11 protein-coding genes are annotated in these 13,723 nt (G+C 57.9%); 9 read left to right on the top strand and 2 right to left on the bottom strand.

Features of this window, described 5'->3' with window-relative positions; genetic code table 11:
* The first annotated feature begins 90 nt into the window (after positions 1-90).
* The 8 genes from ABOC32_RS25385 to ABOC32_RS25350 all read left to right on the top strand — a co-directional run bounded on the left by ABOC32_RS25385 (position 91) and on the right by ABOC32_RS25350 (position 10,402).
* Positions 91-1,452, top strand: a complete 1,362-nt coding sequence (locus ABOC32_RS25385; protein ID WP_426809329.1) for a phosphomannomutase — start codon at positions 91-93, stop codon at positions 1,450-1,452.
* Between the two features lie 2 nt (positions 1,453-1,454).
* Positions 1,455-2,249 (top strand): ABC transporter permease, encoded by a 795-nt coding sequence (locus ABOC32_RS25380; protein WP_426809328.1) that lies wholly within the window; start codon positions 1,455-1,457, stop codon positions 2,247-2,249.
* Positions 2,246-3,460 (top strand): ABC transporter ATP-binding protein, encoded by a 1,215-nt coding sequence (locus ABOC32_RS25375; protein ID WP_426809327.1) that lies wholly within the window; start codon positions 2,246-2,248, stop codon positions 3,458-3,460. Before ABOC32_RS25380 ends, ABOC32_RS25375 begins: the two co-directional genes overlap by 4 nt.
* Positions 3,460-4,851 carry a class I SAM-dependent methyltransferase gene (locus ABOC32_RS25370; RefSeq protein ID WP_426809326.1) on the top strand — a complete coding sequence of 464 codons (1,392 nt, stop codon included), beginning with the start codon at positions 3,460-3,462 and terminating at the stop codon, positions 4,849-4,851. Before ABOC32_RS25375 ends, ABOC32_RS25370 begins: the two co-directional genes overlap by 1 nt.
* Positions 4,852-4,857: 6 nt before the next feature.
* Entirely contained in the window at positions 4,858-7,389 is a 2,532-nt protein-coding gene (locus tag ABOC32_RS25365) for a glycosyltransferase family 4 protein (protein WP_426809325.1), read from the top strand.
* Positions 7,390-7,491: 102 nt separating this feature from the next.
* The gene (locus ABOC32_RS25360) at positions 7,492-9,072 is read left to right on the top strand and encodes a DUF6311 domain-containing protein (protein WP_426809324.1); all 1,581 of its coding nucleotides are present in this window, start codon (positions 7,492-7,494) and stop codon (positions 9,070-9,072) included.
* A complete protein-coding gene (locus tag ABOC32_RS25355; protein WP_426809323.1) occupies positions 9,069-10,013 on the top strand; it encodes a glycosyltransferase family 2 protein in 945 nt (314 codons plus the stop codon). Before ABOC32_RS25360 ends, ABOC32_RS25355 begins: the two co-directional genes overlap by 4 nt.
* Positions 10,010-10,402, top strand: a complete 393-nt coding sequence (locus ABOC32_RS25350; RefSeq protein WP_426809322.1) for a GtrA family protein — start codon at positions 10,010-10,012, stop codon at positions 10,400-10,402. Before ABOC32_RS25355 ends, ABOC32_RS25350 begins: the two co-directional genes overlap by 4 nt.
* A 52-nt stretch (positions 10,403-10,454) precedes the next feature.
* Here the strand turns inward: ABOC32_RS25350 and ABOC32_RS25345 are convergent, their stop codons facing one another.
* Positions 10,455-11,600, bottom strand: coding sequence for an acyltransferase family protein (locus ABOC32_RS25345; RefSeq protein WP_426809321.1), 1,146 nt, complete (start codon positions 11,598-11,600; stop codon positions 10,455-10,457).
* A gap of 174 nt (positions 11,601-11,774) precedes the next feature.
* Here ABOC32_RS25345 and ABOC32_RS25340 point away from each other — a divergent pair, with 174 nt between their 5' ends.
* A complete protein-coding gene (locus ABOC32_RS25340; RefSeq protein WP_426811660.1) occupies positions 11,775-11,873 on the top strand; it encodes a hypothetical protein in 99 nt (32 codons plus the stop codon).
* A 76-nt stretch (positions 11,874-11,949) separates the two neighbouring features.
* Here the strand turns inward: ABOC32_RS25340 and ABOC32_RS25335 are convergent, their stop codons facing one another.
* A complete protein-coding gene (locus ABOC32_RS25335; RefSeq protein ID WP_426809320.1) occupies positions 11,950-13,044 on the bottom strand; it encodes an acyltransferase in 1,095 nt (364 codons plus the stop codon).
* Positions 13,045-13,723: the final 679 nt, after the last annotated feature.

Below are 13,723 nucleotides of genomic sequence, written 5' to 3'. Positions count from 1 at the left end.
GATGCGCCGGGCCGGTCTTTGTCGCAGGCCGCTTCGGCTATCCCTGTTCTGATCGGTGACGCTCAGGCGTCACCGCACCAAGTGAGATGTATGTACCCACCAATCCAAACCCGTTGTTTCAAAGCCTATGACATTCGCGGGCAGGTACCTGCCGACCTGAATGACGATGTGGCCTATCGCATAGGCCGCGCCCTGGTCGCCGAATTAGGCGGGCGCACCTATGTGGTTGGGCGTGATATGCGCCTTGAAAGCCCGGGCTTGTCCCTTGCACTGAAGAAGGGCCTGACCGAGGGTGGGGCCGATGTGATCGACATCGGCTTGTGCGGTACTGAAGAAGTCTACTTTGCCACCAGCCACTACCAGGCCGATGGCGGCATCATGATCACTGCCAGCCATAACCCCAAGGGTTACAACGGCATGAAGCTGGTGCGCGAACAGTCTCGCCCCATCAGCGGCGACACAGGCCTGAACGATATTCGCCAGCGTGTCGAAGCGGGCAACCTCGGCGAGCAGGCAGCAACCCCAGGCCAAGTGACCGAAGCCTTCGACAAGGGCGCCTACATTGACCACCTGCTGACCTATATCGACCTGGCTTCCCTCAAACCACTCAAGGTGTTGGCTGACCCAGGCAACGGTGCCGTGGGGCCAGTGCTCGAGCTGCTCAAGGCCCGCTTGCCGCTGGACATCACCATCATCAACGGCCAGCCGGATGGCAACTTCCCCAATGGCATCCCCAACCCGCTGCTGCCAGAGAATCGCGACCTGACCCGGCAGGCGGTTATTGATACCAATGCCGACATGGGGATTGCGTTTGACGGTGACTTTGATCGCTGTTTCTTCTTCGACGGTCAGGGCCGTTTCATCGAAGGTTATTATGTAGTTGGCCTGCTGGCTGAAATGCTGCTGGCCAAGCACCCAGGCAGCAAGATCATCCACGATCCGCGCCTGACCTGGAACACCATCGAGCAGGTTGAAGCTGCCGGCGGGGTGGCAATCCAGAGCAAGACCGGGCACGCGTTCATCAAGGAACGCATGCGTGCCGAGGACGCCGTGTACGGCGGCGAAATGAGTGCCCACCACTATTTCCGCGATTTTGCCTACTGCGACAGCGGCAATATTCCGTGGTTGCTGGTAGCGGCCCTGATGAGCATCACTGGCAAGACGTTGGCCCAACTGGTGGACGAACGCATCGCCAAGTTCCCGTGCAGCGGCGAGATCAACTACGAGGTGGCCGATGTGAAGGCTACCATCGAAAAAATCCTGGCTTTCTATTTGCCACAAGCGCCCAGCGTCGACCGCACCGATGGCATCAGTGTGGCGTTTGCCGACTGGCGTTTCAGCCTGCGCGGTTCCAATACAGAACCGCTGCTGCGCCTGAATGTGGAGAGCCGCGGTGATGAAGCCCTGGTCGCTCAACGTGTCGCAGAAATCGCCTGTCTGATTCAAGGATAATTATGTTCGGCATGTTTCGGGGCGTCTGGGACTACAGAGGCTTCATCCTTACGTCCATCAAGAACGAGTTCATCTCACGGTTCGCGCGCAGCAAGCTGGGCGGCTTGTGGATGATCATCCACCCTCTGGCACAGGTTGCAATCTATGCGCTGATCCTGTCCAACGTTCTGGGGGCGCGTCTTCCGGGCATCGACAACAAGTACGCCTATGCGTTGTACCTGATCGCCGGCATCCTGGCCTGGAACCTGTTTGCCGAAATCGTCCAGCGTTGCCTCTCGGTGTTCATCGATCAAGGCAACCTGATGAAAAAAATGCGCTTTCCGCGCATTGCGCTACCGGTGATCGTGGTCGGTTCCTGCTTGCTCAACAATCTGTTGCTGTTCGTTGCGGTCATGATTGTTTTCGCGGTGCTTGGCCATGCGCCCAATGTGCAGATGCTGTGGTTGTTGCCCCTGACTTTGGCGGTGGTGGCGCTGGCGGTTGGCATCGGCCTGGTACTGGGTGTACTGAACGTGTTCCTGCGGGACATCGGCCAAGTCGTGCCGATCGTGATGCAGGTATGGTTCTGGTTCACGCCCATCGTGTATTCGGTGAATATTGTGCCGGACTACCTGAAAGGGACCCTGGACGCCAACCCGATGTACCCCATCGTCACGGCCTATCACAACGTGCTGGTGTACAAACAGGCACCTGAAATTGCGCAGGTGGGGGTTGTGTTCGCCATCGCCATGGGCTTGATGGTTCTGGGCCTGTTCCTGTTCCGCCGTGCTTCTGCTGAAATGGTGGACTCGCTATGACCCTGTTGGCCGTCAACAACGTAGGCAAGGCCTACCGCAGCTACCGTTCGGAATGGCAGCGCATCGCGCGCTGGTTCTATCTGCCGGTCAAGGCCAGCAGCGAACACTGGGTGTTGAAGCACATAAGCTTCAATATTCAGGCCGGCGAAGCCATTGGCCTGGTGGGCCAGAACGGTGCCGGCAAATCGACTTTGTTGAAGATGATCACGGGTACCTTGCAGCCCACCGAAGGCAAGGTGCATGTCAATGGCCGAATTGCCGCCATCCTGGAACTGGGCATGGGTTTCAACGGTGAGCTTACGGGCCGCCAGAACGCCTACCATGCGGCTGGGCTCATGGGGTTTACCACCCAGCAAATCGACGGTGTGATTGATGACATCGAAGCCTTCGCTGAAATTGGCGAGTACTTCGACCAAGCTGTGCGCACCTACTCCAGCGGCATGCAGATGCGTGTGGCGTTTGCCGTGGCCACTGCTTTCCGTCCTGAAATCCTGATTATCGACGAAGCCCTCTCCGTGGGAGACAGTTACTTCCAGCACAAGAGCTTTGGTCGCATCAAGGAGTTCCAGAAAGCCGGCACCACGCTGCTGATTGTTTCCCATGACCGCGGTTCGATCCAGGCCCTGTGCAACCGGGCGATCCTGCTGGATGGCGGTACCGTCATCAAGGACGGCCCACCTGAAGAAGTGATGGACTACTACAACGCCATCATTGCCCAGAAGGAAAACGCCACCGTCGAAGTCCAGACGTTGTCCGATGGTACCCGGCAGACGCGTTCGGGTAGCGGCAAGGCCAGCATCGAAACGGTTGCCCTGCACGATCGTGAAGGCGCCCCGGTGGAATACATCTCGGTAGGCGATGACGTTTGCCTGCGTATCCAGGTCAAGGTCAATGCACCCATACCGGAGCTGGTGGTGGGTTATGTGATCAAGGACCGCCTTGGTCAGGATGTGTTTGGCACCAATACCCATCACCTGAACTGCATCCGCACGGATTTGGCAGCAGGCGAACTGCTGACGTACAGTTTCCGTTTTCCTGCAAACCTTGGCGTTGGGTCGTATTCGGTGGCCGTAGCCCTGCATGCGAGTGAAACCCATATTGCCGATAATTATGAGTGGCGTGACCTGGCGTTGGTATTCAACGTTGTGAACATGTCCGAACAAACCTTCGTAGGCCTGGCGTGGATCCCGCCGACCGTGGAGTGCAATTGATGAATGCTGGTTTCTACAGGGCTTTCGAAGACCGCTACCGTGGCTCGAGGGAGCTCATCACCCAGCGGCTCGAAGCTTACTTGCCGTTTCTGCAACCCCTGAAAACGCTCTATGCCGACTGCCCGGTGTTCGATATCGGCTGCGGCCGTGGCGAATGGCTTGAGTTGATGAAGCGCGAAGGCTTCTCGCCAATGGGTGTCGACCTGGACGACGGCATGCTGGAAGCCTGCCAGGCCGCCGGCCTGCCTGCGCAGAAAGGCGATGCCCTGGAGGCCCTGCGAGCGCTGCCGGATGGCAGCCAGGTCGTGGTGAGCGGCTTTCATATCGCAGAGCATGTGCCGTTCTCGGTACTTGAAGAGCTGGTCAGCGAAGCGCTGCGCGTATTGCGCCCGGCCGGCCTGTTGATTCTGGAAACCCCCAACGCTGAAAACGTGATGGTGGGTACCAACAATTTCTACCTCGACCCTACTCACGATCAGCCGATCCCCAATTTGCTGATGTCGTTCCTTACCGAGCACACCGGCTTCGTTCGCTCCAAGGTGGTTCGCCTGCAGGAAGCCGCTGCCTTGCACGATGAGCAGGCCAGGGTAGGGGTGCGCGAAGTGCTGTCTGGCGCCAGCCCCGACTACGCCGTGGTTGCCCAGAAGCAAGCCGACGCCGAGCAACTGGACAATTTCGAGGCAGTGTTCGAAGCCTCCTACGGCTTGTCGCTTGACGATATCGCCCTGCGCTACGACCAGGGCATCGAAAGCCGTTTGGGCAAGTTGGAGAGCAGCGTAGAGGCAGTGCGTGCCACCTTTTTCGAGCCCGCCGAGTTCCAGAGGCTGATGGCCGAAGTGAGCCAGCAGCAAACCCAGCAACTGCTGGTGATGAAGGAAGGTTATGAGGCCACCACAGAGGCCTTGAACCGCCAATGCGGAGCCATGCAGGAAGCGCTCAGCCAGGCCCAGGCGCATGCCGAAGCCATGACCCAGGAGCGTAATGCTGCCCTGGAGAACTGCCATTGGCAGCACATGCGTGCCCAAGGTGCCGAGCAGCAGATTGAAGCCATGCGTACCAGCACATCCTGGCGTATTACAGGCCCCCTGCGCGTTACCGGGCGGGCAGTGCTGTGGCCGTCCCGCCACGGTAAAGTGTGGTTGCGCCTGAAGCTGCGTCACGCCGCGCCACACGCCCGGTTGTGGGTGGCACGCCGACCGGCTGTGCGGCGCCTGGCCCTGGCAGTGCTGAACCGCAGCCCCTGGCTGAGCGCCAAGTTGCGGAACCTGCTGGCGCCCGACCCTGCCAGCGTCGCCGTCGACCACCAGCACGGCGTGATCGATCACGCCCCTTTGACACCGCGAGGCCGCGCTATCGAAAACGCCCTCCAAGCAGCAATGAAAAAAGGCTGACACTGAATGCGTATTGTAATTGACATGCAAGGCGCGCAAACCGAAAGCCGTTTCCGTGGCATCGGCCGATACAGCGTATCCTTGGCTCAAGGTATTGTTCGCAATCGCGGCGACCATGAGGTTTACCTGCTGCTCAATGGCATGCTCAGCGAAGGGATTGAAGCCATTCGTGGCGCTTTTGACGGCTTGCTGCCGCAAAGCCATATTCGCGTCTGGTATGCACAAGGCCCGGTGGCAGGCATCAACCCGGCCAACCATAGCCGCCATGAAGTGGCCAAGCTCATTCGCCAGGCTGCTATCGATGAATTGCAGCCGGATGTGGTGCACATCACCAGCGCGGTCGAGGGCTTCATCGATGACGCAGTCATCGGCCGCCCGCCCGAGAACAAACGGGCGATTGTCAGCGTTACCCTGTATGACCTGATCCCGCTGACCAACCCGCAGCAATACCTGGATCATGCCCAGTACAAGCAGTACTACATGGACATCGTTGGTTCTTTCAAGGACCACGGCGTGTTGCTGGCGATCTCGGAATGTGCCCGTCAGGAAGCGCTGTCGTTACTGCCACTGGAGCAGCACAAGGTGTTCAATGTGTCGGGCGCCGCAGATGAAGTGTTCCGGCCCGTCACCCTCAGCGATGAGGCGCGCAGCGCGCTCAAGGCCAAATTCGGGCTGCGCGATGCGTTTGTGCTGTACTCCGGTGGGGCAGACGAGCGTAAGAACCTGTCTCGGCTGATTGTCGCGTTTGCCGACGTCAAACGCGAAGTGAAGGATGTACAGCTGGTGTTCGCCGGCAAGATGTCCCAGCACATTGTCGAGCGATACCGTGGCGAAGCATTGGCGCAAGGGCTGAGTGAGGATGACCTGGTGTTTACCGGTTTCATCACGGACGATGAGCTGGTAGCGCTGTACAACACCTGCCGCCTCTACGTCTTCCCGTCCTGGCATGAGGGCTTTGGCCTTCCGCCGTTGGAGGCCATGAAGTGCGGCGCTCCGGTGATCGGTGCCAATACCTCCAGCGTGCCTGAAGTGATCGGTTGGGACGAAGCCACGTTTGACCCGCTCGACACAGCCTCGATTGCCCAGAAAATGAACCAGGCGCTGGTGGACGACACCTTCCGCGAGGCCATGATCAGCCACGGCCTGGAGCGCGCCAAGCTGTTCTCCTGGGACCTCACAGGCAAGGCTGCCGTTGCCGCGTTCGAACAATGCTTGCAAGACCAAGCGGTTGTCAGCCACCCCGTGGATGAAGACTTGCCTACCGAGCAACGTATCCAGCAGTTGGCCGAGGCGCTGGTTGCCTCAGGTGAGCTGGCCAAGGGTGAAGTTGATGTGCAGCGCCTGGCTAAGGCCATAGATTATTCGCTGCAGGGGCCGGCTGCAAAACCGAATCTGTTGGTGGATATTTCACAGCTCTGCCGGCACGATGCCAAAAGCGGTATCCAGCGTGTGGTGCGCAGCATTCTCCTGGAATGGTTGACCAACCCGCCCGAAGGCTACACCGTCACGCCGATCTACACCAAGGTCGAGGAATCGTTCTACCGCTACGCCAGGCAGTTCACGGCCCGGTTCCTCGGCAATGCGCCCGGCGATGACGACGTGGACGAGGCCATCAGCTACAAGGCCGGTGACGCCTACATCTGCCTGGACCTGCTGCTGGATATGCTGCCGCAGCGCCAACCGTATCTCGATACCATGCGTGCCCACGGCGTAAGCCTGTTCTTCGTGGTGTACGACCTGCTGATCCTGCAGATGCGCCACTTCTTCTCGGACCACCTGCACCCGTTCTACGTTGACTGGATCAACACCATCGCTCGCTACGACGGTGCGATGTGCATTTCCCGTGCGGTAGGGGACGAACTGCAGGCGTGGATGGACGAGAACGCACCCAAGCGTAGCCGGCCATTCCGCATCGGTGTGTTCCACCTCGGTGCCGACATTGACCAGTCGGTACCCACTACCGGCATACCGGAAGACCCGGCCATGCGCCTCGAAGCCTTGCAAGCCAACCCTGCCTTCCTCATGGTCGGTACGCTTGAGCCGCGCAAAGGGCACCTGCAAACGCTGGAGGCCTTCGAGCTGTTATGGCAACAGGGTGTGCAGGCGAACCTGGTCATTGTTGGCAAGCACGGCTGGCTGGTGGAAGAGCTGGCGGACAGGCTCGCCAACCACCCGGAGCGCGGCAAGCGCCTGCTGTGGCTGGAAGGGGCAAGCGACGAATACCTGGAGCACCTGTACCAGCACTGTGACTGCCTGCTGGCTGCATCGTATGGCGAAGGCTTTGGCCTGCCGCTGATCGAAGCGGCACAACACGGGCTGCCGATCATCGCCCGCGACCTGCCGGTGTTCCGTGAAGTAGCGGGCGAGCATGCCTGGTTCTTCGCCGGCAACGACGCGCGCAACATGGCTGACAGCATCGCTGCCTGGCTGGAGCTGCACGCTCAAGGCCAGCACCCCAAGTCGGTCGACATGCCATGGCTTACCTGGCAAGGCAGTGCGCAACAGCTAATTGGCGAAATCAGCAAAAATGCGTTCTGACCGCATCGCCTTGAAAAACTGCATGGACGGGAAAATAGAATAATGGGTTTGAAGCTTGACTCAACAGGGAGAGCCGGCTTTGCGTTCGCATTGGCTTTCGGGTTGTTCTTTGTACTGCGGCACTTCCCGCTGGACTTCATTCTTGGCACCAATTCGTATTGGCAGACTGAAGTCGAGGACGTAACCCAGTATTTTGCGGGTTTCAATGCGTTCTTCAACGCTCCGTTCAGCTACCCGCTGCTGGCTTTTGACAGCATAAACTACCCGCAGGGGACCAGGGCTACGTTTGTAGATGCCATACCCTTGTATGCCTTCCTGCTGAAAGTGTTGGTGCCGAAGAGCTTCGCGCCGTTCAACCCGTTCGGCCTGTGGATTGCGGGCTGCTTCCTCGCCCAGGCCATCTGTGCGTGGTGGATCCTGCGCGAACTGCGGGTGCGCTCGTGGCTGGCGCTTGCCGCCGCGGTGGTTTGCCTGGTGAGCATGCCCGAGTTCACCTCGCGCATTGCACACGTGTCGTTGATGTCGCAATGGATCGTGCTGTGCGCCTTGGCGATGTACCTGCGCTGCCGCAACACCGGGCAGCCCCATGGCTGGGCCTGGGGCGTGCTGCTGGTTGCTGGCTTCTACGTCAACATCTACCTGTTCGCCATGGCCAGCGCCATCTACCTGGCCAGCTACCTGGGCCGCGCTGATCGCTTCAATCCTGCGTCGATTGCCCGCGCCCTGGTGCCATTCGTGGTGATCGGGGCCAGCCTGTTCCTGACCATCTTCCCGATGGGTGAGGCGGCGGTGTCAAAGGAAGGCGGTTTCGGCGTGTTCTCGATGAACCTGCTGTCTCCGCTGCATGGCGGCAAATACCTGCACTTCCCCAACCCGGAGATGCCAGGGCAAGGTGAAGGCTTCAACTACCTCGGCATGGGCGTGCTGCTGGCGTTTGTATTGAGCCTGGTGTTGAACCGCAAGAACAACGACGGCACGTTCGCCCGCCACAAGGCGCTTACCTGGCTGATGGCGCTGTTCACCGTCTATGCGCTGTCCAACGAGATCTATCTGGGCACCAGCCACCTGGTGTCGATCGACTACCCGTCAATCCTGAGCCCGATCACCTCTCAGTTCCGTGCCTCGGGCCGGTTCTTCTGGCCGGTTGGCTTTTGCGTGGTGATCTTCTCCATCACCTACCTGTACCGCCGGCTGGACACCAAGGTGTTCGCAGCGTGCATGCTGGTAATGCTGGTGGTGCAAATCAGCGACTTGTCTGCATTCCGGCGCTTGCTGGTGGCTGTGGCCAATCGGCCGGCTGAGTCTGTGATGACCCAGGCCGCGTGGGCCGAGCAGGCAACAAAAGATACCAAGTACCTGTATTTCTTCCCGAAATTCAAATGTGGCCGTGGCGAACTGGTGTTGCACTCCTTGATGCCGACCATGCGTTACGCTGCCGTGAACAATATCAAGATCAACACCGGGTACGTTGCCCGCTCCAATGCCAACTGCAGTACCGAAAGTACCCAGGCGGAAATTGCAGGTTCGCAATTTGCACAGTCCATGTACGTGTTCAATGCGGGTGACTTCCCGCAACTTGATCAGGTCAAGCAGCTCTTCCCATCAAACCGTCAGCCTGAGTGCAAAGTGATCGACTTTGCCTATGTCTGCCGCGTCGGCCAAGCAGGGCAGGTAAACCCATGACCGAACCGAACAAGCGCACAATCTCGCTGGTATCGCCTTTCTACAATGAGGAAAAAGGCGTAGATGCGTTCTTTCAGCGCATCAACGAAGTATTTGCCGGCTTGGCTGACCGCTACGAACTCGAAGTGATCGCCGTCAATGACGGTAGCCGCGACCGCACCTATGACCAGCTGGTACAGGCCAAGGCGAAGAATGCCTACCTGACCGTAGTGGACCTGTCGCGCAACTTTGGCAAGGAGGCGGCGATTTCAGCCGGCCTCGACTTCGCGACTGGCGACGCCATTGTGCCGATCGACTCCGATCTGCAGCACCCGCCAGAGGTTATTCTGGAGTTGGTCGAAAAGTGGGAGCAGGGCGCGGAAGTGGTGTTGGCCAAGCGCGTTGACCGCGAAACCGACCGGCCGATCCAGAAGCTGACGGCCAACTACTTCTACAAAGTGCACAACCGCATCTCGGACATCGACATTCCCGCCGATGTGGGCGATTTCCGCTTGATGGACCGCAAGGTCGTCGACGCGTTGAAGACATTGCCGGAAAGCCGTCGCTTCATGAAGGGGCTGTTTGCCTGGGTGGGCTTCCGTACCACTACGGTGGAATACAAGGTTGCCGCCCGGGAGCACGGTACTTCCAGCTTCAACACCTGGAAGCTGTGGAACTTTGCCATCGAAGGCATTACCAGTTTCAGCTCGGTGCCGTTGCGTATCTGGACGTACCTGGGCTGCGCGGTATCGGCGCTGTCGTTCGTCTACGCGGCCTTCCTGCTGGTGAAAACCCTGTTCTTTGGCGTGGATTTGCCCGGTTACGCGTCGATCATGATCACGGTACTGTTCGCCAGTGGTGTGCAACTGATCGGTATTGGTGTGCTGGGGGAATACGTGGGGCGGATTTTCACCGAGTCGAAGAACCGGCCTGTGTATATCGTGCGTGACGTGATCAAGTGAAACACATCATCCCTGCGCGTTATCACGAGTTCATTCGGTTTGGCCTGGTCGGCGTTGCCAATACCGCTGTGCATGCCGGTATCGTGGTGGCGCTGATGGAGTTGCTTGCGCCCCCGGCCTTCGTGGCCAATGGCGTGGCGTTCTGTTTTGCCAACGTGATGTCCTACCTGCTCAACAGCCGGTTTACGTTCAGAATGCCGGCGAGCCTGCTCGGTTATCGGCGCTTCCTGGCGGTGTCGCTGGTATCGTTGGGGCTGACATTGCTGATCACCTCTGTGGTGGAGTATCTCGGCCTGCATTACGCGGTGGGCCTGGTGATGGTGATCTTCGTGGTGCCGGTATTGAATTACCTGGTAATGAAGCTCTGGGCGTTCAAACCGGCAGCCTAGCTAAAGGGCGCATTACGCACCCTCATTACTGCCAAAAGGCCGACCCCGGGACCTATTTGGTCGCCTGCTCCAGCTCTACCGGTGCTGCTGGAGCGGGCCTTGCCTTGTGCTTGAAGATAGCTTTGCCCAGCTTCATTGTAGGCACCTCTACCAGTCGATGGAGGGCATAGGCCAGGGTCAAAACGAAGCCAAGGGTCAATAGCCCTGAGACGGGGAAGGAAAGCCCTTGATCCATCAAAATCCGGATGGACAGATAGCCAATGATCGAGTGCGTTACGTAAATTGAATAACTGATATTGGCGATGAAGTCCAACGGCGCAAACGGCCGGAAGTATCCCTTCATGCTGTAACTCAGCGCAAATACCAACAAGCCATACACATAGTTTTGCGGAACAGATGGCATCTGCACGATCCAGTCGGTATGGGGCCAGCAGATCAGGAATACGGTCATCAAGATGGTGATATAGGCCAGTAATTTACGCAGCGTGTAGGTGCCTGTGTAGTGATGGTAAAAACCTGTGCCGATAAACATGAAGATGACGCACATCAGTTCGGTTTTCAGCGAGTCTACCAAACCCGGGCGCAAGTCCCAGCCCGCCAGCAGTCCCGGCAATGCCTCGCACGCTGCCAGCACCGCAACCGCGAACAGGATGATCGGTAGGGTATTACCCGCCTTGATCGAGCGGTACAGCAAAGCGGCCATGATATAAAACTTTATCTCGATGGCCAGGGTCCAGTTCACCATGTCTATCGAAGGGTAGTGTGCATTACCTTGCAGCAAAAGCAGGTTGGCAAACAGCCTGTCCCAGGGCATGGTAAATGCCTGGCCCCAGTAACGGCTGGAAAGATAAACCAGCCCCAGCATGATCAGCGACGCGACGATATAGGTCGGGTAGATGCGCAGAAAACGGGCAACCAGAAACTTGGCCGGTTCCAGGCGATTCAGCGAAAACGGGATGACGAAGCCGCTGATCAGGAAGAAAATGGAAACGCCAAACGGGCCGTAATTGAACGTGGGGATAGTGAGCCAGTAAATCATGCTCGACGACGGCCCCTCCACGACGGGGGCATGGATGTAGGACGCCACCACATCCCGTGAAAACCAATACACCCCGCACCAGTGGACGATAAGCACGGCGATAACCGCTACGCCTCTTAACTGGTTGGCGAAAAGCGCTCTGTCTGAAGCGTGTTGCATGCCGGTTCTCCTTGAGATGGTGGCATTGTAGTTACCACCCAGACTGAGGAGAAGCTCGTCGTCATCATTCTGTAACATTTTTATGGAAGCGGCTAAGCTATGGCGAGACCAGGGCAACCTGAACGGCCCACCTAGAACCGGCGCCCATTGGGCACCGTTCCTATCCTGATCGACATGGCTGCGTCGGGTATTGCCGATACGGTCATTCTTCCCTATACCGGCTACCGGCAATACAAGCGCGGCAATGTGCCCCTTCGCCGGCTGGAATATTGAATGCCTGACAACACCGCTGATCTGCCAGATCAGCCGGTGCCCAGCCTGCGAGGCAGCTGACGCAGCCAGGCTTTCTTTAGCCAGGAATAATCATTCGAAGAACCGGGATTTTCCTGATGATATAGGTGATAACCCCGCACACGACGAACACTACCGCCATGACGGTCGGGATAGCCAGCCACGGGTTGGTGAAGTTCCAGGGCAGGCCATTGTGGTGCAGTTCCCAGATAACCATGGGGTGCATCAGGTAGATGCCAAAGGTGAGGCTGCCGAGAAAGATCATCGCTTGGCGGGCCCCCGGATATCGGTGGAGCAAAAGCTGGGCGAGGTACCTGACAACGCAGAACAGGGAAAGAGCAGCAACGACCACGAACGGAGCAAAGTACTCATAAAAAAGTTCGGTATTGGTCGCAGCGTTTCTGGAGTAGTACCACGTCAACACGGCAGTTCCTGCACTGCATAGCAGGTAGAAGAGCACGCCTGCGTACAACCCTTTCAGGCTCATCTTGAAATGGTGATACAACAGTGCGCCTGCCAATATATAACCGGGGTAGATATAGAAAAAGCGCGTATCAATGTACGCCCGTGCTTCACCGAAGGCGCGTTCGGCAAACGGTACGATACTGGCCGCTATCAACCACACCCCAAGCACCAGGCACTGCAGCCCCAACGGGCTGCTGCGGAAAAAACCCGCCAGCACCGGAATGAAGAAGTAAGCCGCCATCAGTGTGTACAGGTACCACAGGTGGCCCGCCACCGGCCAGCGCACGATCGCGACCAACCAGTGTTTGAGTTCCGAGAGGTCTGGCAGTATCAGCCCGGTGACCTTGTACTTGTTGTAGGCAAGGTATACCAAAGACCAGGCAAGCAGTGCGAAGCCCATGCGCCACACCCGGCGCAATACGCCGCTGATGTTGTGCGAACGCGGCAGCAGCAATGCACCCGTGATCATGAAGAAAATCGGCACACTGGCCCGGGACAAACTCTCGTAGGTATTGACCCCCCACCAGTGTGGTGCCAACTGGGCAAACCCAGTGGCCGAAACATGGATCACGATCACCATCAGTGTGGCGACCAGCCGTAACGCATCAAGTGAAACGTCATGGGTTATGGCGGCCGGGTACTGCACCGCGACCTGGGGCGGCGCGGTTGTTGCGGTCAAAGTATTCACGTGGCGTCCCATTGTATTTATTGGAGGGCGGCGTAAACGGAAAAGGGGTAGTTTGGCGCGACAGCTACTTCATCATAAAGCACGCGCTGGATAAACCCCACCCGCTCCGGGATCTAGCGGTACGGCTAGGGGCAGTGCTAAGGCGCGAGGTCTTGAAACGAAGGTCAGGCAAGGCAAAACAGCCGAGTAATGGCCGTTGTCGCACCCGACTCTACGGGTTTCAAACTAACGTTCCCGAGCTGTTCTCAATGCAGCATCACAGAGTTTCACGGCTTTGGCAACGCTGGGAAACGAGAACTATGAGCGGCGCTTACACGTTTGTTTTAGCAATGGAAGCGCGTACACGATAATGCTTCGCGTTTTGCTCCGATCATCAGCGGTGGTAAAGGCCATGGCTGAGCAAGTCAGCTGGGGACTGTCCTGTAGACATCTTCAAGCAAGATTAATACCTCAGTTGAAGAATTAAAAGATGATATTTCAGTCGATAATGATACAGCCATTCGAACTTGGTCTGAGTTTGAAATCATGTAATAAAAATTCTAGAGTTCGATTTGAATCAAGGTGAGGCAGCTCGTCGGAACTTTGTAGTTGTTGTTCGCGCGAATATGGGCGCAATCGCATCGGAGGGTTTGAATACATTTAGTTGCGGATTAATATGCCATGATAGCTGGGGGCGGCA

This window comes from Pseudomonas sp. WOUb67 (assembly GCF_050058005.1).
Lineage (GTDB): Bacteria > Pseudomonadota > Gammaproteobacteria > Pseudomonadales > Pseudomonadaceae > Aquipseudomonas > Aquipseudomonas putida_R.
The sequence above is the reverse complement of the archived record's forward strand: the minus strand, read 5'-3'. Positions and strand labels throughout refer to the sequence as shown.

Excerpts from the sequence above, each read along its gene's own strand:
- ABOC32_RS25385 (WP_426809329.1), top strand. The coding sequence starts at position 91 with ATGTACCCACCAATCCAAACCCGTTGTTTCAAAGCCTATGACATTCGC.
- ABOC32_RS25380 (WP_426809328.1), top strand. The coding sequence starts at position 1,455 with ATGTTCGGCATGTTTCGGGGCGTCTGGGACTACAGAGGCTTCATCCTT.
- ABOC32_RS25375 (WP_426809327.1), top strand. The coding sequence starts at position 2,246 with ATGACCCTGTTGGCCGTCAACAACGTAGGCAAGGCCTACCGCAGCTAC.
- ABOC32_RS25370 (WP_426809326.1), top strand. The coding sequence starts at position 3,460 with ATGAATGCTGGTTTCTACAGGGCTTTCGAAGACCGCTACCGTGGCTCG.
- ABOC32_RS25365 (WP_426809325.1), top strand. The coding sequence starts at position 4,858 with ATGCGTATTGTAATTGACATGCAAGGCGCGCAAACCGAAAGCCGTTTC.
- ABOC32_RS25355 (WP_426809323.1), top strand. The coding sequence starts at position 9,069 with ATGACCGAACCGAACAAGCGCACAATCTCGCTGGTATCGCCTTTCTAC.
- ABOC32_RS25345 (WP_426809321.1), bottom strand. The coding sequence starts at position 11,600 with ATGCAACACGCTTCAGACAGAGCGCTTTTCGCCAACCAGTTAAGAGGC.
- ABOC32_RS25340 (WP_426811660.1), top strand. The coding sequence starts at position 11,775 with ATGGCTGCGTCGGGTATTGCCGATACGGTCATTCTTCCCTATACCGGC.